At 43.1% G+C, this 25,066-nt stretch carries 25 protein-coding genes and 1 riboswitch; of the genes, 21 read left to right on the top strand and 4 right to left on the bottom strand.

What is annotated here, in order from left to right:
• Positions 1-261 precede the first annotated feature (261 nt).
• Complete coding sequence (locus DOT_RS13485) at positions 262-465, top strand: aspartyl-phosphate phosphatase Spo0E family protein (RefSeq protein WP_242833832.1); 204 nt, start codon at positions 262-264, stop codon at positions 463-465.
• 249 nt (positions 466-714) lie between these two features.
• Here the strand turns inward: DOT_RS13485 and DOT_RS13480 are convergent, their stop codons facing one another.
• Together DOT_RS13480 and DOT_RS13475 are read right to left on the bottom strand one after the other, a co-directional pair.
• The gene (locus DOT_RS13480) at positions 715-1,971 is read right to left on the bottom strand and encodes an Nramp family divalent metal transporter (RefSeq protein ID WP_009619590.1); all 1,257 of its coding nucleotides are present in this window, start codon (positions 1,969-1,971) and stop codon (positions 715-717) included.
• Positions 1,968-3,266: a CBS domain-containing protein gene (locus tag DOT_RS13475; RefSeq protein WP_009619589.1), complete on the bottom strand. Its 1,299-nt coding sequence runs from the start codon at positions 3,264-3,266 to the stop codon at positions 1,968-1,970. The genes DOT_RS13480 and DOT_RS13475 overlap by 4 nt, the downstream gene beginning before the upstream one ends.
• Before the next feature lie 205 nt (positions 3,267-3,471).
• Positions 3,472-3,636: riboswitch (M-box (ykoK) riboswitch) on the bottom strand.
• Positions 3,637-3,951: 315 nt separating this feature from the next.
• Here DOT_RS13475 and scfA point away from each other — a divergent pair.
• The 8 genes from scfA to DOT_RS13440 all read left to right on the top strand — a co-directional run bounded on the left by scfA (position 3,952) and on the right by DOT_RS13440 (position 11,987).
• Positions 3,952-4,092, top strand: coding sequence for a six-cysteine ranthipeptide SCIFF (gene scfA / locus DOT_RS28680; protein WP_007787631.1), 141 nt, complete (start codon positions 3,952-3,954; stop codon positions 4,090-4,092).
• A 130-nt stretch (positions 4,093-4,222) separates the two neighbouring features.
• On the top strand, positions 4,223-5,728 hold the full coding sequence (gene scfB, locus DOT_RS13465) for a thioether cross-link-forming SCIFF peptide maturase (RefSeq protein WP_040412173.1): 1,506 nt from the start codon (positions 4,223-4,225) through the stop codon (positions 5,726-5,728).
• Between the two features lie 75 nt (positions 5,729-5,803).
• Complete coding sequence (locus tag DOT_RS13460; protein WP_009619583.1) at positions 5,804-6,511, top strand: hypothetical protein; 708 nt, start codon at positions 5,804-5,806, stop codon at positions 6,509-6,511.
• 17 nt (positions 6,512-6,528) lie between these two features.
• Positions 6,529-7,338 (top strand): MBL fold metallo-hydrolase, encoded by an 810-nt coding sequence (locus DOT_RS13455; protein ID WP_009619581.1) that lies wholly within the window; start codon positions 6,529-6,531, stop codon positions 7,336-7,338.
• Between the two features lie 21 nt (positions 7,339-7,359).
• A complete protein-coding gene (locus DOT_RS13450; protein ID WP_009619578.1) occupies positions 7,360-8,511 on the top strand; it encodes a trypsin-like peptidase domain-containing protein in 1,152 nt (383 codons plus the stop codon).
• A gap of 375 nt (positions 8,512-8,886) precedes the next feature.
• Positions 8,887-10,545 (top strand): glutamine--tRNA ligase/YqeY domain fusion protein, encoded by a 1,659-nt coding sequence (locus DOT_RS13445; protein WP_009619574.1) that lies wholly within the window; start codon positions 8,887-8,889, stop codon positions 10,543-10,545.
• 205 nt (positions 10,546-10,750) lie between these two features.
• The gene (locus tag DOT_RS31065) at positions 10,751-10,912 is read left to right on the top strand and encodes a hypothetical protein (protein WP_009619572.1); all 162 of its coding nucleotides are present in this window, start codon (positions 10,751-10,753) and stop codon (positions 10,910-10,912) included.
• A 394-nt stretch (positions 10,913-11,306) separates the two neighbouring features.
• Positions 11,307-11,987: an NlpC/P60 family protein gene (locus tag DOT_RS13440; protein ID WP_040412202.1), complete on the top strand. Its 681-nt coding sequence runs from the start codon at positions 11,307-11,309 to the stop codon at positions 11,985-11,987.
• 108 nt (positions 11,988-12,095) lie between these two features.
• On the opposite strand, the gene ybaK is transcribed toward DOT_RS13440, so the two are convergent.
• Positions 12,096-12,575 (bottom strand): Cys-tRNA(Pro) deacylase, encoded by a 480-nt coding sequence (gene ybaK / locus DOT_RS13435; protein ID WP_009619568.1) that lies wholly within the window; start codon positions 12,573-12,575, stop codon positions 12,096-12,098.
• Positions 12,576-12,953: 378 nt separating this feature from the next.
• Here ybaK and DOT_RS13430 point away from each other — a divergent pair, with 378 nt between their 5' ends.
• Positions 12,954-14,105 carry a glycosyltransferase gene (locus DOT_RS13430; protein ID WP_009619566.1) on the top strand — a complete coding sequence of 384 codons (1,152 nt, stop codon included), beginning with the start codon at positions 12,954-12,956 and terminating at the stop codon, positions 14,103-14,105.
• 160 nt (positions 14,106-14,265) lie between these two features.
• Here DOT_RS13430 and DOT_RS13425 read toward each other — a convergent pair whose 3' ends face one another.
• The gene (locus tag DOT_RS13425; RefSeq protein ID WP_009619564.1) at positions 14,266-15,141 is read right to left on the bottom strand and encodes a radical SAM protein; all 876 of its coding nucleotides are present in this window, start codon (positions 15,139-15,141) and stop codon (positions 14,266-14,268) included.
• Between the two features lie 228 nt (positions 15,142-15,369).
• Between DOT_RS13425 and DOT_RS13420 the strand changes: the two genes are divergently transcribed.
• The 11 genes from DOT_RS13420 (at position 15,370) to DOT_RS13375 (ending at position 25,063) form a co-directional block, all read left to right on the top strand.
• Positions 15,370-15,945, top strand: coding sequence for a DUF1836 domain-containing protein (locus DOT_RS13420; protein ID WP_009619562.1), 576 nt, complete (start codon positions 15,370-15,372; stop codon positions 15,943-15,945).
• A 47-nt stretch (positions 15,946-15,992) separates the two neighbouring features.
• On the top strand, positions 15,993-16,487 hold the full coding sequence (locus DOT_RS13415; RefSeq protein ID WP_040412171.1) for an NfeD family protein: 495 nt from the start codon (positions 15,993-15,995) through the stop codon (positions 16,485-16,487).
• Positions 16,488-16,511: 24 nt separating this feature from the next.
• A complete protein-coding gene (floA, locus tag DOT_RS13410) occupies positions 16,512-17,510 on the top strand; it encodes a flotillin-like protein FloA (RefSeq protein WP_009619558.1) in 999 nt (332 codons plus the stop codon).
• Between the two features lie 8 nt (positions 17,511-17,518).
• The gene (locus DOT_RS27845; RefSeq protein WP_009619557.1) at positions 17,519-18,061 is read left to right on the top strand and encodes a hypothetical protein; all 543 of its coding nucleotides are present in this window, start codon (positions 17,519-17,521) and stop codon (positions 18,059-18,061) included.
• A 161-nt stretch (positions 18,062-18,222) separates the two neighbouring features.
• Positions 18,223-18,915 (top strand): spore cortex-lytic enzyme, encoded by a 693-nt coding sequence (gene sleB, locus DOT_RS13400; RefSeq protein ID WP_009619555.1) that lies wholly within the window; start codon positions 18,223-18,225, stop codon positions 18,913-18,915.
• A 10-nt stretch (positions 18,916-18,925) separates the two neighbouring features.
• Positions 18,926-20,290: a PepSY1/2 domain-containing protein gene (locus DOT_RS13395; protein ID WP_009619553.1), complete on the top strand. Its 1,365-nt coding sequence runs from the start codon at positions 18,926-18,928 to the stop codon at positions 20,288-20,290.
• Positions 20,291-20,511: 221 nt separating this feature from the next.
• Positions 20,512-20,949, top strand: coding sequence for a DUF1934 domain-containing protein (locus DOT_RS13390; protein ID WP_009619551.1), 438 nt, complete (start codon positions 20,512-20,514; stop codon positions 20,947-20,949).
• Entirely contained in the window at positions 20,946-22,628 is a 1,683-nt protein-coding gene (argS, locus tag DOT_RS13385) for an arginine--tRNA ligase (protein ID WP_009619549.1), read from the top strand. Before DOT_RS13390 ends, argS begins: the two co-directional genes overlap by 4 nt.
• Before the next feature lie 72 nt (positions 22,629-22,700).
• Positions 22,701-23,141, top strand: a complete 441-nt coding sequence (gene rpoE / locus DOT_RS13380) for a DNA-directed RNA polymerase subunit delta (RefSeq protein ID WP_009619547.1) — start codon at positions 22,701-22,703, stop codon at positions 23,139-23,141.
• Positions 23,142-23,174: 33 nt separating this feature from the next.
• Entirely contained in the window at positions 23,175-23,315 is a 141-nt protein-coding gene (locus tag DOT_RS30480; protein ID WP_157998458.1) for a hypothetical protein, read from the top strand.
• Between the two features lie 155 nt (positions 23,316-23,470).
• Positions 23,471-25,063 carry a CTP synthase gene (locus DOT_RS13375; RefSeq protein WP_009619545.1) on the top strand — a complete coding sequence of 531 codons (1,593 nt, stop codon included), beginning with the start codon at positions 23,471-23,473 and terminating at the stop codon, positions 25,061-25,063.
• The last annotated feature ends 3 nt before the right edge of the window (positions 25,064-25,066 follow it).

The raw sequence follows: 25,066 nt of genomic DNA, 5'->3' as shown, positions 1-25,066 counted from the left end.
GATTTAAAAAAGAGCAACTGCCTTTCTACAAAGAAGCTGCTCACCGTTATAAATCTTTCGAATTATCTAATAATTTTTTTACTAATTCAATTTAATAAAAGTGTAAAAATTTTAATAAGGGAAGACTAAAATTGTGAAAATTGGCTTATTGACGATGAAATAAATTAATAAAGAGGTATCTTGATTTCTTAGGTATAATATACTAAAATATTCCAAGTGAGGGTGTGCTTGTGAACTTTATAAGTACTCTTCCAGAAACGATTGTGTCATGGGAAAGAGGTGTTGATTATGAAATACTATCTTGATCTATTAATGAGCTTAATTGAAGATGCCCGAATGAATCTCAATGATTCTGCAAAATATATGAGCCTTACCGATCCAGAAATTATCGGTATGAGCCAAAAATTAGACAGTTTACTTAACGAATATTATTCGATCACGGAATCTTATCGTATAGCTTCATAAACTGATGCGATATGATAAGAGGAGTGTAATAAAAGGATTTTATAAAAGGGTTGTAACAAACTTTTTTTCAGTCTGCTACAACTCTCATGAGGTTAAAGGGCAACATACAAAGAAGGATTATTCACCATGTGTTGGTGAATAATCCTTCTTTGTACTAAACTACCATGCCGTTAAAACGGAAGGTCCCATCTCGCCATCCATGGCAACGTCATCGTCATCGGTCGTTTGCGTGCATATTGGGCTCTATAATCACAGTAAAGCAAAAACATTACCTATAAACTCTGGAAACAAGGTTGATACAAGCAAAAGCAGGGTAAGGAAAATTAAGATGAAGGTGAAGGCCCAGGAGATGACATTGAATAATTTTGTATTGACATACTCCCCCATAATGCTTTTTTTACTGGCAATCAGAACCATAAAAATGAGAATGGGGGGCAATAGAACCCCGTTAACCACTTGAGTGGTCAACATGACGTGATATAAGGACAATTTGGGCCACAAGACTATGGCTGCCCCCAAAACGATGAGGACGGTATAAAGCCCAAAGAATACGGGCGCCTCTTTATGAGATTTGCTAATGCCATGTTCAAAACCAAACGCCTCGCAGACAGCATAAGCGGTACTTAAGGGAAGTACAAATGCGGCCAACATCGATGCACCGAGTAAACCGAAGGCAAAGAGGAAGGTGGCATATTGTCCAGCTAATGGTTTTAGCGCCAAGGCCACATCCTTTGCTGTTTCAATCGGGATTTTGTTGACAAAGAGTGTCGCTGCAGTGGCTACGATAATAAAGAAGGCAATGAATCCAGTGAAAAAGGTTCCAATCAAGACATCCCAGCGAGTGTAGTGGTAATCTTTGGCAGTGATTCCTTTATCCACGACGGACGATTGAACGTAGAACTGCCCCCAAGGTGTAATGGTCGTTCCGATCACCCCGATAGCCATCAGCAAAAAAGCAGGGGTTCCTGAGAACGTGGGGGTAACAGATTCGACGAAGACTTGAGGCCAGGGCGGATGGACCATAATTCCGGAAACAACATAACTAAAAAATGTCAAGCAGAGCAACAAGAGGATTTTCTCCATTTTTCCATAATCGGTCTTAATCACAAGCCACCAAATAATGAAGGCCATGGCAGGTACGGAGAGATACTTACTTACTCCGAAGATTTCAAAGCTTGTGGCTATTCCGGAAAATTCAGAAGCTGTGGTTCCTAGGTTGGCAATCAGGAGAACGCTCATGGCAAAGAACGTCCATTTCACCCCGTAATTTTCTCGGATTAAGTCGGACAGTCCTCGACCAGTTACGGCACCTGTGCGCGCGGAGATTTCCTGAGCAATGGCGAGAAGGACTGTACTGATTAGCATGATGAAGATGAGTGAATAGCCATATTTAGCACCTGCTGAGGCATAAGTGGCAATTCCCCCGGCATCATTGTCGGCAAAGGCTGTGACGATTCCTGGTCCCATAACGGCAAAGAACAGGGCAAAACGTACTTTACGGTTCATTCGCTATACCCCCCTTTCGGCAGATGACGGAGGGCGATTAGGCTAGAGAAAATTTCCCCACGAGGGCGCTCGGGCATTAATAATTCTAAAACATCGTCCACCGTGATGATTCCTAAGATATGATTTTGGTCATTGACGACAGGAGCCGCAAGTAAACCATATTTGTGGATAATGTCAGCAACTTTTTCGTGATCGTCATACGGAGAGATTTTTACAATCTTCGTTTGCATTATATCTTTCAAGGGGGTCTCAGGGGAAGCGATGATCAACTGGCGGAGAGAGAGAACCCCCTCAAGTGTTTCTTGTTCATCAACCACATAGAGATAATAGATTGTTTCCGCATCAGGAGCTAACCGTCTTAATTCGTCAATAGCTTGTTCAGCAGTAAGCCAGAACGGTAAGCCGATATATTCAGTGGTCATTAGCGAACCAGCAGTGTCTTCCTGATATTGCATTAATTCGCGAACGTCTTCAGCGTCGTCAGACTCCATTAAGCGAAGAATTTCTTCGGATTTTTCCACAGGCAACTCGCCTAATATATCGGCGGCTTCGTCGGGTGGCATTTCTTCAAGGATATCAGAAGCCCGAACCTCATCCATTTGATTAATCATTTCTACTTGGGCATCCAATTCCATCTCGGTTAGCGCATCAATCGCCTGTTGAGAATCGAGTGTTTCAAGAAAGTTAGCGCGTTGTCTATAGTCCATTGTTTCAATAATGTCAGCGATATCTGCAGGATGAAGTTGGCGGAGTTGTTCTTTTTCCCTAGTAAGTTGAAGGGCTGATGTCCTATTTTCTAAAGGTTTAATGTATTGGCAGCCGACAAAATTATTAGCGATACGGCTCAATAAGAACTCAACACCTAAGCGGCGGAATAAACCACGCACACCGATATCCACAGCAACCAAGACCAGATATTGATGATCCTCATGGGAAACCCAGGATAAGGCAATGTCATTCACACGTACAAGTTTAGAGCCTTCTAAGTCAATAATTTGTTTATCTAACAGCCATTTGCCAATAAGCGTTTCATCTTCATGCATCGGGCACGTTAATGAGGGGTCAAAAGTAGTATTGAGGCGCAGTCCGTCTGCATTCCAGGAACCTATCCACCCAATAGGAATTAGGGCATGAAGCCCTTTGGCATATTGAATGCCGGTAACATGGGGAGAGATACTGTCCCAGCGCATGGCCATGTCTAGTAAGCGACCAACTCTACGTCCCTTGGCATCCCAGATCGGCTTATGTGCCAACTGACTAAAATAAAATTCTCCTAAAACTCTTAATTCATTCATTTACTTCCCTCCTTTGAGTGATGGAGCCTGGCACCTAATGCCAACATGACTCCGAATTTGAGTGATACTGGAATTGAACAAATGATATGGGCCAGAATCCATAAAACCACCTCCTTTAAATTCCCCGCGAGGACGATAATAATAATTAATAAAAAGAAAAAGACCTCTATTACAAAAATAGAAGGTCTTAAAACTCAAAGGTTTTGGACCTCCCTACTCGTTGAGCTTTAGCACTGCATAGCGTAGAGTTTTCTCAGCCACATTAAGTAAAACCTTATGTCGGTAGTACCTGTTCTACCCGTTGGCGTCTCTCGACATTTCTGGGCAGTGGCCTATGTTTATGCAGGAGCCTCACCTAACAGAGAATAGATTTTAAGTACACTTTATTATATGCGTCATTTAGCAAATGTGTCAAGATTTTTGCTTTAAATTCAATAATTGGCGTATTCTTTATTGTTATATCTATTTTTCTTTTAATTACTCGAGGTGGCACAATGTTGTTCAATGGGATGAGGTGGAAAACAGATGGAACGTTAGAAAATTGAGTCGAAGTTGGTATGATTTTGGATTTAAGAGGCTTAAGCGAAAGGGTGTTTTAGGAGGGGGATGTTTTGCCTTTTTCTACGTCCGTATGTTATAATCTAGAATGATAAAATGATGTAAGTTTCGAGAGGAGGGTGTTTGGATGGCAAAACACATTCAGACCATTGTGAAAGCAAACCTAAGTGCTACCGTGAAAACAGGAGGCTGTGGTAAGTGTCAGACCTCTTGCCAATCTGCCTGCAAGACTTCGTGCACGGTTGGTAATCAAGTGTGTGTTAAATAGACCCAAGCCTTCAGGCGCTCCTGCGTAGGTATGCTTTTTGTGAAGGTTAGAACATAGGATTTCAGAACCCACCCCGCATATGGGCTGGGTTCTGTTCTATTTATTTGGTTAGGCAAGAAAGAGAGGTCCCATATTGGAATTATTAAATTTTGAGAGATATCGCCTTAAGAAAAATGTCCATAGTTATCTTCAAGGAGATTTATTTATAGCTCATGACGTCAATTCAGGTTCTTTGCATTTGCTAGATGAGAGGACATTTAATGTACTCAAGGCTATTGAGGATTTGCAAGAGGTGGAAGAAAAGGTTACTTCGGCGGGGATTAACCAGATTCTTAGACAAACGAGAAAATTAGCTCTTACAGAAGAAGAACTGGCGGAGATCATTGAGGAAATGGAAGAGCTTCGCCAAGAAGGAACTCTTTTTTCGGAGGAGGCAGAGGGAATAACCCCGAACTATCCAGAGAAGCCTATTGTTAAGGCCATTTGTCTACATGTAGCCCATGACTGTAATTTGCGTTGCGAATATTGTTTTGCCGGTACAGGGGCCTTTGGAGGCAGTAGAACGCTGATGGATTTGGAGACGGGTAAAAAGGGTATTGATTTTGTTTTAGAGTCATCAGGGCATAGGAATCATTGTGAAGTTGATTTCTTTGGAGGAGAACCACTGCTCAATTTCGGAGTAGTTAAGGCTCTGGTCGAATACGGCAAAAAAGCAGGCTCTGCAAAGAACAAAACTATTAAATTTACGCTAACTACGAACGGTGTGTTACTTAATGAGGAAATTCAAAATTATCTTGAAGAAGAGGAGATCAGTGTCGTCCTCAGTCTGGATGGTCGCCCGGAAGTACATGATCGGATGAGGCCTTACGCCAATGGACGAGGAAGCTACGCAAAAATCACCCCTCTAATCAAACAGTTCACAACCAAACGTCCGGAAAGCTCACCCTATGCGCTAGGGACCTATTACTATGTTCGGGGAACGTATACGCACTATAATTTAGATTTTGATCGTGATGTTATACACATGGCGGATTTAGGCATAAAACAGATTTCAGTAGAACCGGTTGTAGCAGGTCCAGAGGACGCCTATGCCTTCCAAGAAGGAGATATAGACAAAATCCGAGAAGCATATGATCGACTCGGTGAGGAACTATTGAAACGCCGAGCACAAGATCGAAATTTCAACTTTTTTCATTTCAATGTCGCCTTAGATCAGGGACCCTGTTTGCTTAAACGGCTTTCGGGATGCGGAGCTGGTCACGAGTATGTGGCAATTTCCCCGGAAGGCGATCTTTATCCATGCCATCAGTTTGTAGGGCAGGAAGCCTATAAGCTGGGGTCACTCTATAACGAGAATCCTCTTCAACTTAAGCCCGAGGTGGTTAAAGACTTTCGCTCAGCAAATGTCTATGCAAAATCGACTTGCCGGGAGTGTTGGGCACGCTTTGCTTGTAGCGGGGGGTGTCATGCGGCTAACGTAGCTTCTACTCAAAAACTGACGGAAGTGTATACCTTAGGGTGTGAACTTCAAAAGAAACGCTTAGAGGTAGCACTATATATTAAAATCAAGGAAAGTCTCCAAAATAACGATCGTTTAGCTGATGTATCATCTCCCGTCCCAGAAATCCGCTGTTAGGTTCTTAATATTGGATGGTCTGAAAAGGTGTGTTACAATGGTATCTGGAATTAAATGGTCAAGGAGGCGAGCCGTTTGAATAAAAAACAGCATCGTGGTTTTGCGGTGGTTCTTGTTATTCTGATTAGTATTGCTATGGTTGCGTCCGGATTCTCTCTTTTCTTTAGTGGTAGTGGTTTACCTTCTCCTGACTCAAACAGTCCGACCAATGCTGCCGCCGATTATCAGGCCAAAAAAGTACGCTTAGCAGCGATCGCTGAGCAGGTCAAGGCAAATCCAAGCAATGTACAGCTACAGACAGACTTAGGCAATGAATATTATGATGCTGGAGTAGCAGCCGAAGATGTCGCCCCCACGGAGGTACAAGAGAACTTTAAACATGCTGTTGAGGCTTACCAAAATGTTTTAAAGACCAATAAAGATCCGGGTGTTATGGTTGATATGGCAACCGCTGCCTTTAAAAGTGGGGATAATGATCTAGCAGACAAGAGTTTTAAAGAGGCATTGAGCATTAAACCTGAATTTTTAAACGGATTGGTCAATTATGGCATTTTTTTGGCTAATGCGAAGCAAGATCTTACAGGGGCTATCACCCAGTGGCAGAAGGCTCAGAGTTTGGCTACAGATAGTACAGAAAAAGCGCAAATAGGAGCATTGATAAGCCAGGCTCAGAACCAGCTTAAAGCTCCTACGAACAATGGAGTCACAAATCCTGCAACGAATGGCTTATCAAATCCTACCTTGAAAAATGGACAAGCGAATCCTGCAACGACTGGAAAGTAATATGGGGGGTCTACATATTGCATTTTACAACACTGGCGAGCGGAAGTTCCGGAAACGCAATTCTCGTGGGAGATGACGACAGGCATTTGCTTGTAGATTGTGGCATTAGTGGTAAGAGCCTACTGTATAACCTCTCGCGCTTAAGCATATCGGAATCAAAAATTGAAGGGATCGTTGTTACCCATGAACACGTAGATCATATCCGTGGTGTAGGTGTGCTCGCTCGTAAATTAAAGATACCGATCTATGCCACGACTGGGTTGTGGGAGGTGATGGGTCCTTCCCTTGGCAAGATTGCTGAAAACCAGCGGATTGATGTACGAGATTCGTTTTCTTGTGCAGGTCTAGACGTTTTCCTTTATCCTACGTCTCACGATAGCCGAGAAAGTTACGGCTTAAAAGTCTCGCGGTCGAAGAATAAAGACAAGGGAAACCTAGCGATTGGAATTGCCACGGATAGTGGAAGAATCACCGAAGAGATGCATCAGCATTTGAAAGGCTGTGACGCCTTTATTGTCGAAGCCAACTATGATGATGAACGATTATGGAACGGTTCCTATCCATGGTATCTTAAAAAAAGGATCAGCGGACACTACGGTCATCTAGAGAACAAGCAGCTGGCCGAAGGACTTGCTGAGTGGATTGAAGGAAATACCCAACGGGTTATGCTAGCTCATTTGAGTGAAGAAAACAATACTCCGGAAATCGCGTTGTCGACAGTTTTGCGTATTCTGAAAGAGTTGAATACCGCTAAAAGGTGCCCAGATGTGCAGGTGCAGGTTGCTCCACGGTATACTCCGCATGAACTGGTTGTATTAAGGGAATAATAGATAGAGGAGGGTTAGGCTATGAGCTATTACAACGATAGAGATGATTATTCAAAGAGAAGACCCCATTATTTCGCAATTATTGTAGTTGCCTTAATTAGCGCTTTACTGGGTGGGGTCATAGCAGTGGCGTTGGTGCCTTCCATCTATGGGAATAAACAACCAGCCCCCACAAATCAAGTGGTCTTAAATGGCGGGACAACAACCCCTATCATTAAAACAGAGGGGGTTACCAATTTTCCTGTCGCTCAGATTGCCAAGGCAACGGGGCCAGCAGTAGTTGGAATAGCTAATTTTCAATCTAAAGGCACTTTGTTCGGTGGGGGCGGGCTTACCGAAATAGGGAGCGGCTCAGGTTTTATTGTTGATTCGCAACATGGCTACATTGTGACGAACAATCATGTTGTTGAAGGTGCAGAAAAGCTCGTTGTAAGTCTGGCCGATGGCCGAAATATTAATGCGAAATTGGTAGGGGCCGACGATCGTACGGACTTAGCAGTGGTTCAGATTGCAGATACCCAAGGTCTAACCGCCACACAGCAGGGAGATTCGACAAAACTTCAGGTCGGTGAACCTGTCGTGGCGATTGGAAACCCAGGTGGGCAAGAATTTGCACGTTCCGTGACTACCGGTGTTGTTTCAGCAACAAACCGAATTCTAGACATCCCGGGGGAAGCGAGTTTTAACCTCATCCAGACCGATGCCGCCATTAATCCAGGAAATAGTGGTGGTCCACTTGTAAATTACCAGGGTCAAGTTATCGGGATTAATTCTGCTAAGAATCAGGAAGCAGGATTTGAGGGAATGGGCTTTGCCATCCCGATTTCAGACGCTTTACCGACGATTAAACAGCTAATTGAGAAAGGGTATGCCAGCCATCCGGGACTTAATGTTCAAATAGATCCTCGGTATACGGCCGAATATGCAAGTCAACGAGGATGGCCAGCTGGGGCTTATGTTTCCAAGGTAACACTCGGAGGCCCTGCTGATCGAGCTGGAATCATTGCAGGTGATGTTTTGACCAAGCTTAATAACAAGGAAATTAAGAGTTCTCTAGAGTTAACCCACGAGTTGTTTAAATACAATCCGGGTGACAAGGTTACCGTTACGATTTACCGCAACAACAAGACACAAGATGTTTCAGTAACGCTTACGGAAATTAAGCCTCAATAAGAAATGGGTTCATGGCCAAGGATAGCGAAGTGTCTCTGCAGGCTAATACTCAAACCAGGATATTGGAGATTAGAGCTGAGCTCTGAAACTTATACTTTCTGACTTGGTATGATAAAGGGAGGCACATTGCCTCCCTTTATCATACTATCGGACTCCCATGTCGCTGCGCGGCAACCACCCTTCACTAAGGCTAACACGTGCGAAGACAGTGTCTGCAAGAAGGGCTAATACGTGCGAAGACATTGTCTTCGTGCGGGCGCCAGCCAAGTTTTCTTGAAAGGGTAAGTTGAACTCTCTCCATGTATGCAGTATTATTTAGGTCAAGAGTGAAATTTGACAGGAACATGAACACATTAGAGAGAAAGGTTGATATGGATGGAAAGCAAATCCACCTCTAATTTTCTTAAGAACATTGTTAATGAGGATTTGAAGTCAGGTAAAGTTCAACACATTATCACGCGGTTCCCACCGGAGCCTAATGGTTATTTACATATTGGTCATGCTAAATCAATTATTATAAATTTTGAATTAGCGGACGAATTCAATGGCAAAACCCATTTGCGTTTTGATGACACGAATCCAACCAAAGAAGAAACAGAATATGTGGAATCCATCAAGGAAGATGTAATGTGGTTAGGGTATGAATGGGATAGTTTATTTTTTGCGTCAGATTATTTTGAGGAAATGTACAACCGGGCAGTGTTGCTTATTAAAAAGGGTAAAGCGTATGCATGTGATTCCACAGCAGAGGAAATTCGAAAAATGCGTGGATCTTTAACAGAAGTAGGTCAATCAAGCCCTTATCGTGATCGGACAGTCGAAGAAAATCTAGCGTTATTTGAACGCATGCGCAATGGGGAATTTGCAGATGGACAAAAGGTTTTGCGCGCCAAAATTGACATGGCCTCACCGAATATTAATATGCGAGATCCTGTCCTTTACCGGATTGCTCATGCCACCCATCATAATACAGGAGATAAGTGGTGTATTTACCCTATGTATGATTTTGCCCATCCGTTGGAAGATGCTATAGAAGGAGTCACACACTCGATTTGTACGTTGGAATTTGAGGATCATCGCCCCTTGTATGATTGGGTCATTCGGGAGTGTGAAATGGAGAACATTCCTCACCAATATGAATTTGCCCGTTTGAATATCACAAATACGGTTATGAGTAAGCGAAAGCTTAAGCAATTGGTTGATGAGCATGTCGTGGATGGTTGGGATGATCCGAGGATGCCTACCATCTCAGGGCTTCGACGCAAGGGATATACGCCAGAAGCAATGCGCAATTTCGCTCGAGAGATTGGGGTAGCCAAAGCGGATAGCGTTGTGGATAGCAAAATGTTGGAACATTTTATTAGAGAAGACTTAAAGCTTAAGGCACCGAGAACTATGGCTGTGCTCGAGCCACTTAAGGTGATCATAACCAATTATCCAGAGGGTCAGATAGAGATGTTGGAAGCCGAAGTTAACCCAGAAAACCCAGAGATGGGTACTAGACAAATTCCTTTTTCTCGAGAAATTTATATTGAACAAGAGGACTTTATGGAGAATCCTCCAGCTAAGTATCATAGGCTTTTCCCTGGAAATGAAGTCCGGTTGAAAAACGCATATTTTATTAAATGCCATGATGTACTCAAGGATGACTCGGGAAAAGTCATTGAGCTGTACTGCACGTACGATCCAGAAACCAAGAGCGGATCAGGCTTCACGGGAAGAAAGGTCAAAGGTACGATCCACTGGGTGGAAGCCTCCCAAGCTGTACCTGCAGAGTGCAGATTATATGAAGCTTTAATTTTAGATGAAGATCTGACAGACGAAGCATCTTTTCTAGAACACATTAATCCCAAATCTCTGGAGATTGTCCAGGGATTTGTCGAGCCAAACATTAAAGATTCAAAGCCCCAGGAAAAATTCCAATTTTTCAGACACGGATATTTCAATGTGGATCCTTCAAATTCCACGCCAGAACATTTGGTCTTTAATAGAATTGTGTCCTTAAAGAGTTCCTTTGAATTGCCAAAGATATAAATATTACTTTGCTTTTCTTGTATTACAAGAAGGAAAAGATCGACTGCATTTGCTGGTCGATCTTTTTTTACTAATCAGAACGTATAACTTTTTCGTTGTATACTTTCTGGAAGGTCCAGCCAAGTTTTCTATATCTGCTTTAACATTTTTTCTAAATTCTTGGAAATACTAAGCAGAACAAAAGAGTTATTGGAGGTTTATAGTAATGGAAGACAAAGAGGTTAGCCAGGAATTTGGAGCGCCTGCAGGGGTAAAAAAGGACGTCGTCAACGAAACTGGAAGTCTAACTAGTCAAATGAATGATTCTATTGGACTTACTGGAGAGAAATTTAGAAATTCGGAAGTAAAAGAGTTAACGCTTTCTTAGTAGTTACATAATTTTATAAGGTTAGAGGTAGAGGCCGGGAAATTAAATCCCAGCCTCTACGTTTTTGCCCATACATAACAGCACCAATGCCGCCCGCTTCATTGAGGTCTTGAAGGTGGTGTGTGCCGGCACTTCAGGATAAACAAATAATTATATGGTTATAATTGGGAGCTGTGTGAGGGGATGAAGAAAACGTAAGTCGCTAGTTCAATTGATTGAGCAAAAGGATGGATAAGCTCTCTGAAAATGGAACAGTATTATGAATATGTAAAATATTGAAGGCGTACAAGATTTTACATATGGATTTTTTGTCGTAATTTGACGATAATTGGATTATAGTTGCCAGTATTGCAAAAGGTTTTATTTGTTAAAGGAAAGGATGGATAAAGAAAGAATGAAAAGCAAACTAACTTTGGCCCTATTTTTGTTAATTTTTTCACTTTCATTATTTTCATCGCCTCCTGCCCAAGCATCGTTGGGAAATGTTTTGCTTAAGGTAGGGTCCACAGGAGCGGATGTTGTAGAACTGCAAACAAAACTTAATGATTTGGGGTACAATGTTGGGAAAGTGGATGGCATCTTTGGGAGCATGACTAAACAGGGAGTGATAACGTTTCAACTGGCCCATAGTTTAGTGGGTGATGGAATTGTTGGACCTATGACCGTAAAGTCGCTCAATGAGGCTTATTTAGCTAAGCAACGTCAGTCGAAAGTAGATTCCGTCATTGTTACGGCAAAACAATATCTTGGCGTTAGGTATCAATGGGGTGGGTCTACACCAGAGACTGGTTTTGACTGCTCTGGATTCGTTTCATATGTGTTTGGGAAAAATGGAATTACGTTGCCCAGGGTTTCAGTTGACCAATATAATGTAGGAACTAAGGTTGCCTTCGAGGACCTTCAACCGGGAGATTTGGTCTTTTTCTCGTTTGCGAGCAATGGTGTTGTAAGTCACGTGGGGATTTATCTTGGCGATGGTCAATTTATTAATGCGTCGGAGTCTAAGGGGGTTACGGTTTATGTTATTGGACCGTATTGGAAATCCTGTTATGTAGGTGCTAGTCGGGTTCTGTAGGGAACAAATTGATTTAACTAGATAAAGTTTGATGAAGGGGCTACCGTGAATGTTTTTTCAGGTAGCCCCTTCAATAGTTTTAAACGAAACTTTGATTGTTCCCAGAAATCAGACAGAATCGCCAATTGACCCTAATTGAGCTTTGGTCACTGAAATTAAATCTATAGGGCGCAAGAAAAGTTGCAAGCCGCGTGATCCGGCGCTGACAGCGATTTTATCAAGTTTTTCTATAGCAGAGTCGATAAAGATGGGAAAGGTTTTTTTCATTCCCAGGGGAGAAACGCCACCCCGGATATAACCAGTCAGCGGTTGGACCTCTTTAAGGGATACAACTTCAACCTTCTTATTTCCGCTGAGTGCAGCTAATCGTTTGAGATGGAGTTCATGATCGCCTTGAATACAAGCAACGATTACCCCTGTTTTGTCGCCGCGAGCTATTAAAGTTTTATATACTTGCTCGATGGGGAGACCTACTTTATTGGCAACAGCAACTGCAGATAAATCGGATTCATCGACAATATAGTCTTTTAATTCATAAGAAATTTTGGCCTGATCAAGAATGCGAGCTGCGTTTGTTTTATGCGACATGTTCTTATCCGCCCTTCATAAATAAATACTTGAGTTATATTAGTTCGGTACAAATAGTGCACCGAGCCATTATTAAATTTTGATATCGAAAGGTAGTCTCAAAAATAAGTTAAAGCCATCGAAACTTTTTGCTTGCTTACAATTATTTTAGCTCATAACATAGAGTTAGCCAAACAAATTTACGAGGTTTGCAGGGAAGTGAATATTACCTTTCTTTTTCCCAAAGATATCCCTATAATATAAGTAGCTCTATGACACTTGCATGAACCTGCGGGCTACTGAGCGGTATAAAAGTTATAAATATTAAATTGTAAAAAGTTTGGTTTACTAGTCGATAGCTAGAATAAGGTTGTTGTAGATGAGAGGGAGGGCCAATCTTTGAAACCGTTAAAGGTTCTCGTATTCTCCGCAACGTTTGGAAATGGACATTTGCGGGCTGCTGAAGCTGTGATTGAAGGGATACTTATTAAGCATCCTGCGGCGAAAATTATCCACTTGGATTTCGGTGACTTTTTAAATCAACCGATTAACACTATGATCAAAAATATCTATAGCGAGATTATTAAATACATACCCAAACTTTGGGGGAAATTTTATTATAAAACAGCTAAGGTACAACCTCGATCTAAAAGTCAACATTTCTTGAGTCAATTGGGGCGAAGTAATTTCCTTCAATACATTCATGTATTTAAACCGGATTTCATTGTGTGTACTTATCCCACTGTTTCGTCGATTCTGGCTCAACTCAGGCTTGATCAACTCCTTGATGTTCCGGTGATCACTGTAATCACCGATTATACAGTCCACAGTCACTGGGTTCATCAAGGTGTTGATGGCTACGTTGTGGCCTGTTCAGAGGTGAAGGCAAGTTTAGAGTCTTGGGGAATTAATGCACAACGCATTCATGTGAGCGGGATTCCGGTAAGCCCTAAATTTGATGAAGAAATAGATCGAGGGCATATTATCACTAAGTTAGGTTTAAAGTCCGATGTTCCTATCTTTTTGTTGATGGGGGGATCTTATGGAGTTTTGAAAAGCGCGAAAAGAATCTGCCAAAAACTTGCAGATTCTCCAGTCCCGGTCCAGACAATAATTGTTTGTGGAAAAAATAAGAAGTTGTATCTTTCTTTAGAAGAAGTAATTGCGCAGGGTCGAAACCCAATGATGAGGTTCGAATTTGTTGATAATGTAGAAGAATTAATGTCGGTTTCGGACTTGATTATCACAAAGGCGGGCGGGTTAACGGTTTCTGAAGCCTTAACGAAGCACTTGCCATTGGTTATTTATAAGCCAATTCCTGGCCAAGAACAAGAAAATGCCCACTTTGTGCAGCATATAGGTGCAGGATGCTTAGCTAGTAACGAGGAAGAACTGGAAAAGCTTTTAAACCGCTTCTTAAGGCATCCGGAGGAGATTGAGAAAATGCGGAGAAAAGCGGCCATTGCTTTACCGGGTCACTCCACAGAACGGGCCGTGGAAAATATACTGCAATTAGTATTACATCTAAGGATGGAGCAGAAAATTGGATGAGCCAATTTTCTGCTCTGTTTTATTTATACTTATCAGAAAGTATAACTTCGTTACATACTGCAAGAAGGCTAATATGTGCGAAAACAGTGTCTTCGGGCGCCAGCCAAGTTTTCTTTAACTAATTCTAGAAAACATAATTTTTGTTGCAACTTTTTTTATACTACAGGCCTCGCCAACCTTCAGGGCGAAGTTGGTCAATGGCATGATTCCTGATGACGTTGTCGAGGGTCTTCAACAATTCGTCCCGCTGATCGGGCAGTGTTGCCCGGAGGGGCAAATAATTGGAGGCATGATTACTCCGAAAAACACAGTGAGTAACTCTAAGTTGTTCAAGCAAGATTTGAATTTCAGTTAGGCATTCGAAGGGTGTGAGAAGTTGAAAGGTTCCGCGTTCGATAGCTTTTGACAAAGGAGCAAGCGGCTCGACCATTAAGGTTAACGCCCCTAAAAAATGAGGGTCAATGGAACTAATAACTCGTGCGGTATCAACGGCATGTTCAGGTGAATGGGCTTTTCCCCCAAGGCCAATAATGACTGTACAGGAGAGAGTTAAACCGCTGGCTTTGACTCGTTGCCCGGCAGCGATCATCTGCTCAGATGTGACGCCTTTACAGACAGCGGTTAAAATCGCGTCATTGCCACTTTCAACGCCCAAATAAACCATCGTTAAACCATGGGCCTTTAAGTTTGCTAACTCTTCGGGGCTCTTGGCGAGTATATCCTTTGGGCCACCATAAATCCCAACTCGTTTAAGTCGAGGAAATCCTTCGTAAAGTTGATCAAGAATTTCGATGAGCAAAGAGGTATCTACCGCTATAGCATCTCCATCCGCTAAAAAAATTCGTTCCGCATCTAAATCCTGGGCAACGGCTGTAGCAATAATATCTTTGATTTCTGCGCCAGATTTAATCCTGAAGGATTTATCCTTATACATAGCGCAAAAGCTACAGGCATTGTGCTGGCATCCCACAGTGATCTGCAAGATAATACTTTTTGCCTCACTGGGCGGACGGTATATTTTTCCTTCGTAAAACACTGTACCATCTCCTAGTCCTTTTTTGAGTATCTTAAATCTCTTTTCTACAGATAGAGGGTGAGTACCTGCATATTAAGGATAACACACAAAATAGAACTCGATCAATGACGATGATAAATGATAGTAAAATATATATAAAGATGAATTCGATATATTGACATATGATTAGAATGATCATATAATATCATTATTATAACAACTAACATTAATATCAAAGCAGGTGAAAGCATGAATTCAAAGCATATGCAGGCGATTTGCGATGTGTTAAATGATTTAGAACCTAAGCAGAAAGCACTTCCTTATCTAGAACTAGACTCAATGATGCTGGCCCAAGTTGTAGAAGTGGCTAAAAGGGTTAGTCAGAATGATATCAATCCCACTCATGTTCAGAACTGGGTAAGGCGTAAGTATGTCCCCAATCCGCAGAAGAAAAAATATAACCGTGAACAAGTTGCTAATATCTTACTTATTAATGACTTGCGCGATATCCTATCACTTGAAGAGGTCTCCAATTTGCTTGGTTATGTTAACGAAAGTCTCTTGGACACGTCGGATGACCGCATTAATCCCACCAAACTTTATCGATATTACAGTGAAATCTTCGACCGATCTCAGATGGATTGGCAGATATCCCTTCAGGGACTAGAAAAAGAAGTCGAGGAGACGCTTAACGGAGAGAAAATGGAAGTGGAGGACAGGGAAAAGGTTGCCACGACGCTTGTTATTCTAAATTTATTGGCGAGAGCCAATTTATATAAACAAATTGCGAAGCGTTGGTTAAACACTTTGGACACCAAGGACTGAAGATAGAAAGAGAGTACGCTTTAGCTTGAAGAAAGGAGGAGAGGGTGGTGCCGCAAGGTATTATTGCTGCGCTGTTTGTGATCGGGATTGTTTTGTTGGCGGTTGAGATATTTATTATTCCAGGTTTCGGGGTTAGTGGGATGCTCGGAATTGCAGCCTTAATCACGGGCATTTTCTTAGTGACTGACTCGTTGCTAGAAGGGGTGCTTTTGACGGGTGGTGCTTTGGTTGTGTTAGGAATCATCACTTTCTTGAGTTTTCGTTCACCTCGCACTCGGCGCTTGTGGCAGAAGTTCTCTTTAAGTACACGCCAAACCTCTAAGGGAGGATATGTTGCCCCTAAAGTTCAATATGAAGTGTATCTTGGGAGAGTTGGGATATCCCTCACCCAGTTGCGCCCAGCCGGTACAGCAGATTTTGATGGGGAGCATTTAGATGTTGTAACTGAAGGGGGGTTTATTGGACCAGGAAATGGGATCAGAGTAATCGCTGTTGAGGGGAATAGGATCATTGTTAGAGAAGAAATAGTCATAAGGAGGTGAAGCTCGGTTACGACCGAGCATTGAATGACCACATTAATCGTGCCGTTACTGTTAATTTTTATTGCGTTTGTACTTGTGAGTGTGCTTCTTAGCTTTATCCCAGTAGGACTTTGGATTTCGGCATTAGCCGCAGGAGTTAATGTAGGGATTTTCAACTTAATCGGTATGCGATTACGACGTGTGGTACCGTCAAAGATCGTGAATCCTATGATTAAGGGGCATAAAGCAGGTTTAGCAATTGCAACAGACCAGCTTGAAGCTCACTATCTGGCAGGTGGAAACGTCGATAGGGTGGTTAATGCTCTGATTGCGGCTGAACGTGCTGCGATTCCGCTTCAGTTTGAACGAGCTGCAGCCATTGATCTAGCTGGTAGAGATGTTCTTCAAGCCGTTCAGATGTCGGTTAATCCGAAAGTAATAGAAACTCCGGTTGTCTCTGCCGTAGCACAAAATGGAATTGAGCTTAGAGTCAAAGCCAAGGTTACCGTACGAGCCAATATTGATCGACTTGTTGGTGGTGCCGGTGAAGAAACAGTTATCGCCCGTGTTGGGGAAGGAATTGTCACTAGTATTGGTTCTTCGGAATCCCATAAAGCTGTATTAGAAAAACCTGAGCTGATCTCGCAAACGGTGTTAGCAAAAGGATTGGATGCGGGGACAGCGTTTGAAATTCTATCGATTGATATGGCGGACGTCGATGTAGGTAAAAACATCGGTGCTCAGCTGCAGATGGACCAAGCAGAAGCGGATAAACGCATTGCCCAAGCAAAAGCTGAAGAGCGGCGTGCGATGGCCGTTGCGAAGGAACAAGAAATGAAGGCATCGGTTCAAGAGATGAGGGCCAAGGTGGTTGATGCAGAGGCGGAAGTTCCTAAAGCAATGGCTCAGGCCTTACGTGAAGGAAGACTTGGTGTTATGGACTATTACAACATGCAAAATATTCTGGCTGACACTCAGATGAGAGGCAACATTGCTCAGACGGGTAAAACGGAATCAGGCAGTGATAGCCTCACGAAGAAGTAGGTGAGATCATGTCGATCTTCACGGTTGTTATTATCATTTTGGCTATTTACCAATTAATGGTCTCGGTTATGAAGAAGAGTGGCAGTCAACAAGTGCCAAGCAAGCCCTCTGACCCATTTAGATTGCCGGATGGTCGCTCAATAAGAGATGTAATTCAAGGAACATCCCTTGGGAATTGGAAAGAGCAGCTAAAACAAGCCTTAGAAAATGTTCCTTACCAAACGGGATCTTTGAAATCGACGAAACCTAAAGATTTTGAAGCACCCGAGGATTATTATGTTGAAACCGAGGGGACTCAAGGCATTGAAGGAACTCAAGGAACCGAGGGAACTCAAGGAACTGAAGGAACCAGTGATTACGTAGGAATACTTGGGCTTGAAGCGTATAAGAGTACTGAAGAGATTCCCAGAGAGGAAGTAGCCAAGGAACCCCTAGGTTTAAGGGGCATTGAGCTTTCGCTGACGGAAAGAGAACTTGTCCAAGGGGTTATATGGGCAGAAATTCTAGGGAAACCCCGAAGTTTGCGCCCTTTTAGGGGGCCGAGATCATAACAGATTAATAGGGCAGTAAATTGGGTAACGAAGGGTAAGGGCGCGATGCATCGTGTCCCTACCCTTCGATTTTTATTTTTATGTTTTATGAGGATAATGTTGGATAATTTCTCTGAACTTTTGCCACACTAAGTAAGCATTAAACAAAGTGAGGTGAGGGTATGAAATTACGCGTTAGACCTTGGAGGGTCGTCTTAATCATTGGACTGATTCTCAGCATTACCCTGTCCGGGATTGCGTATGCAGCTTTAGGGGATCGTCTGCTTGGGCGGGGGAGCAAAGGTCCAGAAGTTAAAGAGTTGCAAGCTAAATTGGTACAGCTTGGTTATGGACTGGGAAAGGTTGATGGTAAGTTCGGCTCGAAAACAGAGGCAGCAGTACGGAATTTTCAAAAGGACCACGGGTTAAGAGTTGATGGATTAGCTGGAACGAATACTATCAAGGAGTTAAAGCGCTTAACCAGTCAAAATACAAATGCCTCAGGAAAGGCTGTTGGGAATAAAGCTATTGACACGAATCTTTTAGCCCGCTGCGTGAATGCAGAGGCACGTGGAGAACCTTATACTGGACAAGTTGCGGTGGCTGCCGTGATCATTAATCGGATTTCAGATCCTGCGTTTCCTAAAACTGTTGCGGATATCATCTACCAGCCTAAAGCCTTCTCCAGCGTGGATGATGGTCAAATTAATTTACCACCTTCGGCATCAGCTTTACGTGCCGCTCAAGAAGCTGTAAACGGATCAGACCCTTCAGGGGGGGCGTTATTCTTTTTTAATCCAGCCAAAACAAAAAATAAATATATTTGGTCACGACCACAGATTAAAAAAATTGGGAATCATATCTTTACAAAGTAGGGGGACAAGCATGCATAGAAAATTTTGGATCGGAGCTCTAGCGGTAGCTTTATTGATCTCATTAGGCTGGGGCTATAATGAATATCGTCTGGCAGGAGAATATCGTCTGGCCGCAGAAAACAATAACCATCGGGCTTTAACTGATTTCGCTAGTCACCTGAACCAGTTAGAGACGGATATGGCCAAAGGAGATGTAGCTAGTAACCCCACCCAAAAGATTCTCTACTTGAGTCAAGTCTCAAGTAAAAGTGATTCTGCGCTCAAAGATTTTGCTCAAATCCCATCCGATCAGGCTGGACTGAGCTATGTGGGCGAGTTTTTAACCCAATCTGGCGATTTTGCCAGGACATTGACCCAAAGAATCGCTGGTGGGGGAACGATTTCAGCGGAAGAGGAAAAGACCCTAAGAGATATGCATGAACGGCTCTTGCCGGTTAATCAAAAGGTTCAAGATATAATGAATAGAATGGACACGGAAAATCTGGTTTGGATAGACCCTAAGCCGTCGCTTAGGCAACGTTTAGGATTTGGCGGAACTCAAATTGCGGAAGCAGCCGCGGATGGCTCGGAGGCCCCTTCTAAATCTGTAAGGTCGGGTTTAGATCAGTTGGATGCCAGCTTGCAAAAGCTACCCCCATTTTCATATACAGGGGAATTTGCTACGCGCGTCGTGTCAAAGCCGTTAGGGTTACCTTCCGGTAATGTAACCCGAGGTCAGGCCCAAGGTGTAGTGCGAGATTTCTTGAACAAGGTAGGATATACTAATACAACGCCAGAATTCGCAGGAGAGTCTCAGGGACCATTAGGTGGGTATATGTGGAAGTATGAAAATGCTGATTTGGAAGTTAGTCGCCAGGGTGGCGTTGTAACCTACTATCGGGATCAGCGTTCAATTGACCCCAGGACAATGAGTATAGAAGATGCCACGAGCAGAGCTAAGTCGATTCTGAAAGCGTTAGGCTGGCAACTAGTATTGACTTCAAGTGAGGATTATGGTTCGTATGTTCAGTTCGATGCCGTTGTCGAAGAAAATGGGGTAAGAATTTATCCGGATAAAGTACGGTTGATGATCGCTTTAGATAATGGCCACCTTATCGGTCTGGATGCTGCACCATATTATGCCTTCCACCATACGCGGACTTTCCCAGCTAAAATAACGATGAACCAGGCGGTACGAAAGTTGCGTGCTAATTTCAAGATCCTAGAGAGCCGCTTGACAGTCATTGCTAAAACCGGAAATCAAGAAATCTATTGTTATGAGTTTCGTGGTCAATATCAAGGAGAGGAATATCTTCTCTACCTAAATGCTTCAACTGGCGCCGAAGAGAAGATCCAACGGATCATCAAGACACCACGCGGAGAATACTTACAGTAAAAATAATTGGACAAAAGCGAGAGGGATGCATCCCTCTCGCTGTTAAATATCTGCAGTCATCTAATCATGACTACGACTAAGGGCAGTTAGTTATTGGGTAAAATTAATTAAGAGTAAAAAAGGGTTTTTTTAGAGTTACCGAGAATAGGCCATTTAAACATGTCATCTCGCAGCCAGTTCGAAAAATAGAGACTTCCTCCCCTCCAGAAAGGAGCACACCATTGCAGAAAAAAGCGACCATTCAGGTCTACGGAAAACAGAAGTATCCGGAAGGGCATGAAGACCAGCAGGAATTGATCACTACAGGAACGTTTTATGAACGAAACGGTGCTTTCTATGTATTATATAAAGAGTCTGAATGTGAGAGTACAGGCCTTGAAGGTGTGACAACCTATTTAAGCATTAGAGAAGGACTAGTTACCTTAAATCGCAAGGGCTCAGTGGATCTAGCGCAAGAGTTTAAAAAGGGAGTGCTCAATCGGAGTATTTACACAACCTGTTATGGGAAAATCTGGCTAAGCGTTATGCCCCATCGAGTAGAGTGTGACTTGACAGTCCATGGGGGACGTATTAGTCTAGAATATGACCTTTTTATCGATGATAATTTGGTCAGTTATAATTTGCTGTTGCTAAACATAAAGGAGGATCTCCCCCAATGAGTCTCTATGAGAACATAAAAACACAAGTTACAAATCAGTTGGTAGAAGCCGTGAATTCTGCAAAAGCGGCAGGAGAATTAAAGTTTGAAGAATTGCCTAATTTCGTATTGGAAGAACCAAGAGAAAAGCAACATGGAGATTTGGCAACAAATCTAGCAATGGTGCTAGCCAAACAAGCGAAACGTTCGCCCCGGGAGATAGCACCTATACTTATTAGACACTTAGACACAACCGGGACTTGGATAGAATCCGCTGAGATTGCGGGGGCAGGTTTTATTAACTTCCGCCTAAATCCCTTATGGCTGACGAATGTGATAGGTGAGGTTATTAGAGCTGGAGAACTCTATGGACAAGTGGATATCGGAAAGGGTCAGAAGATTCAGGTTGAGTTTGTGAGCGCAAACCCTACTGGACTATTACACATGGGCAATGCTCGTGGAGCAGCACTTGGCGACAGCCTCGCTTCGTTACTCTCCACAGCAGGGTATGAAGTTTCCCGTGAATTTTATATTAATGACACGGGGAACCAAATTCATAATTTTGCAATGTCACTGGAAGCCAGGTATTTACAACAACTTGGTCAGGATGCCCCTTTCCCAGAAGGGGGATATCATGGCGAAGACTTGGTCGACACGGTAAAAGGTCTTATTGCCAAAGTAGGAGACAAGTATCTTTCAGTCGAACAGGGCCTGCGACGTGAGTTTTTAGTGCGGTATGCTTTGGACGAGAAAATGCGAGATATTCGGACAACCTTACAGGATTTCGGGGTTGAATATGATGTTTGGTTTAGTGAACAAACCCTGCATGATTCAGGGGCCGTACGCTCAACCATGGAGGAACTCGAAAAAAAGGGATATATTTACGAAAAGGAAGGTGCGCTTTGGCTTAAATCCACTTTGCTTGGAGATGAAAAAGACGAAGTGGTGGTCCGAAGCAATGGAACACCTACCTATTTTGCGGCAGATATCGCCTATCATAGCAATAAATTTGAACGTGGCTTCAATCGGGTAATCAATATCTGGGGTGCCGATCATCATGGACATGTAGCTCGGTTGAAAGGAGCGATGTCCGCGTTAGGGTATGAAGCGGATAACCTTCAAATTATTCTGATGCAACTCGTGCGGCTCATCCAAAATGGCGAAGTGGTGAAAATGTCTAAACGTTCTGGTCAGTACATCACGTTGCGTGAACTGATGGATGAAGTTGGAAAAGATGCAGCGCGGTTTTTCTTTAACTTGCGAGATCCAGATTCTACAGTGGATTTTGACATGGATCTAGCAAAAGCTCAGTCGTCGGATAACCCTGTTTATTATGTGCAATATGCACATGCTCGTTTGTGCAGTATTTTGCGGCAAGCCGAGGAGCTTGGTAATGTCGACACACTTCCTCTGGAAAAAGACCTAAAACGACTTGACAGCTCCGAAGAACGAGATTTGCTCAAGAAAATGGCTGATTTACCGAGCGAAATCACTGTGGCAGCACGTCTCATGGAACCTCACCGTTTAGCCCGTTATGTACTCGATTTAGCAGGTCTTTTTCATACCTTTTATAACAGTCAGCGCGTACTTGTTGACGATGAGGGGCTGCGGCAGGCTCGTTTGAGTTTAGTGCGGGCCGTGAAACAAATTATTAGCAATGTGTTGGGCATACTAGGAGTGTCAGCTCCGGAAAAAATGTAGATAATGTGGAAATTTAAATTTTATGTTTAAACTAACGACAAGCAGGAAATATTTAGGGGTGGGCCGAATATATTGGTATTCAAAACGACGAAGGGCGGTGGAATTTTGACCCACTCTTTAAGCAAAAAAGACAAGCCAACGGAAGCAGATATAGCTTATGAGGTTTTGAAAGCTCAGGGTAACCCTATGCATTATCATAACTTAATTGAGGAAGTATTAAGGCGCTTAGGAATTTCTCAGGAGGCTATACGGATTGCAGCGGCGCTTACTCAGATCAATCTAGATACACGATTTACGTTTCTTGGACGAGGTGAATGGGGTCTGAAGGTTTGGGACTCGTCGAAAATCCCCAAGCGAATGACGACTATAAGTTTAATGAATAAAACATCTTCTGATGAAGACGACAAGTCAGATTTAGAAGACTTAGATGACGATGCCTTAGATGACGATACTTCAGAAACAGACGAAGTTTTTGACGAAGCGGATGAGGGTAGACGCGGAGAAAAATGGTAAAAGAAGTCCTTTGGCTTGACATCTTTTAGAAGTGTGGCTAAAATAGATCAAGTGGGATTGAGAAACTTGGCTTGTGCCAAGCCGTCAGGCGGCGGCACAAGTCTTCATCGTACGTATACGCTGGTCATGACTCGGACAGGACGTGCGAGGTTAGAACACCACCCCAAAACATAGTCTTACTGATTGAGAAAATAAAGCTAGTGCGGCTCGCGGACTAGCTTTATTTACGTGTTTTTTTGCAGAGGGTAATCCTGATAACTATCTCCTGCTTGAGAATAGAAGAACTCGTTCGGTATACATTTAAGGTCTGAAAGGAAATGGTAAAGCGCATGACAAAATTTATTTTCGTAACGGGCGGCGTTGTGTCTTCCCTTGGAAAAGGAATTACAGCGGCATCCCTTGGTTGTCTTCTGAAAAATAGGGGTCTTAAAGTGGCGATACAAAAATTTGATCCCTATATCAATATTGACCCGGGGACGATGAGTCCATATCAACATGGCGAAGTGTTTGTTACCGATGACGGGGCAGAAACGGACTTGGATTTAGGCCACTATGAGCGCTTTATTGATGTACCAGTTTCGAAAAATAGTAATGTTACGACAGGTAAGATTTACTGGTCAGTCATTCGTAAGGAACGTAAAGGTGACTATCTGGGAGGGACCGTTCAAGTCATTCCTCATATTACTAATGAAATTAAAGAACGGATCTACCGTGTGGCGAGAGAAAGTCACCCGGATTTCGTAATTACAGAGATTGGCGGTACCGTAGGAGACATTGAATCTCTGCCGTTTCTCGAAGCGATCCGCCAGATGAAAAATGACATAGGGCGCGAGAATGTCATCTACATTCACGTTACCCTAGTTCCGTATTTACCCATGTCCGGGGAATTGAAAACAAAGCCGACACAGCACTCTGTTAAAGAATTACGGGGAATTGGGATTCAGCCCACGATTATTGTTTGTCGCTCGGAGAAAGAGCTGGCTGGTGATATGAAAGAGAAGCTGGCCCTGCTCTGTGATGTTGAATTAGAGGCCGTCATTCAAGCTTTAGACGCACCAACTATTTATGAGGTTCCTCTGAAGCTTCAAGAAGAGGGGCTTGATGATATTGTCCTTCGTCGCTCAGGTATTGAGGCTCCTCCGGCCGATATGACTGAGTGGAAAGCTATGGTAGAGAAAATTAAATCTCCGACGTTGGAGACCGAGATTGCGATTGTTGGTAAATATGTAGAACTTCCAGATGCTTACTTGAGTGTCGCAGAGGCTTTACGGTCAGCTGGGACTGAGCATGGGGCAAAAGTAAACGTGCGTTGGGTGAATTCAGAGAGCATTGAAGAAGAAGGCGTTGAAAAGTACCTAGAAGGTGTTGATGGAATCCTTGTCCCAGGAGGGTTTGGCAACCGGGGTATTGAGGGTAAGATCGAAGCAATCCGTTATGCTCGAGAACAGAAGATACCATTCCTTGGGATTTGCTTGGGAATGCAAACAGCTATCATCGAATTTGCGCGTAATGTCTGTGGTATGGAACGAGCCAACAGCACAGAATTTGATGCAGATACAACATACCCGGTCATCGACATACTCCCGGAACAAAAAGACATCGAAGAAAAAGGTGGCACCATGCGTTTAGGAATTTCCCCAGCAAAGTTGGTCGAGGGAAGCCTGGCGTATCAAGCGTATCAGGATCAAGTTGTTTATGAACGCCATCGACATCGCTATGAAGTTAATAATCAGTTCCGGGGTGAGCTCGAGGCTGCAGGATTGAGGTTCTCCGGGGCATCGTTGGATGGCCGTCTAGTAGAAATCACTGAATATCCGGACCATCCATGGTTTGTGGCTTCTCAGTTCCATCCGGAATTTAAGTCACGCCCAAACCGGGCGCATCCTCTTTTCAGAGAGTTTATTCGGGCTGCGTTGAAGTAGGGG

The sequence above is a fragment of the Desulfosporosinus sp. OT genome (assembly GCF_000224515.1).
Lineage (GTDB): Bacteria > Bacillota > Desulfitobacteriia > Desulfitobacteriales > Desulfitobacteriaceae > Desulfosporosinus.
Note: the sequence above shows the minus strand (reverse complement) of the source record. Positions and strands in the feature narration are given on the sequence as shown.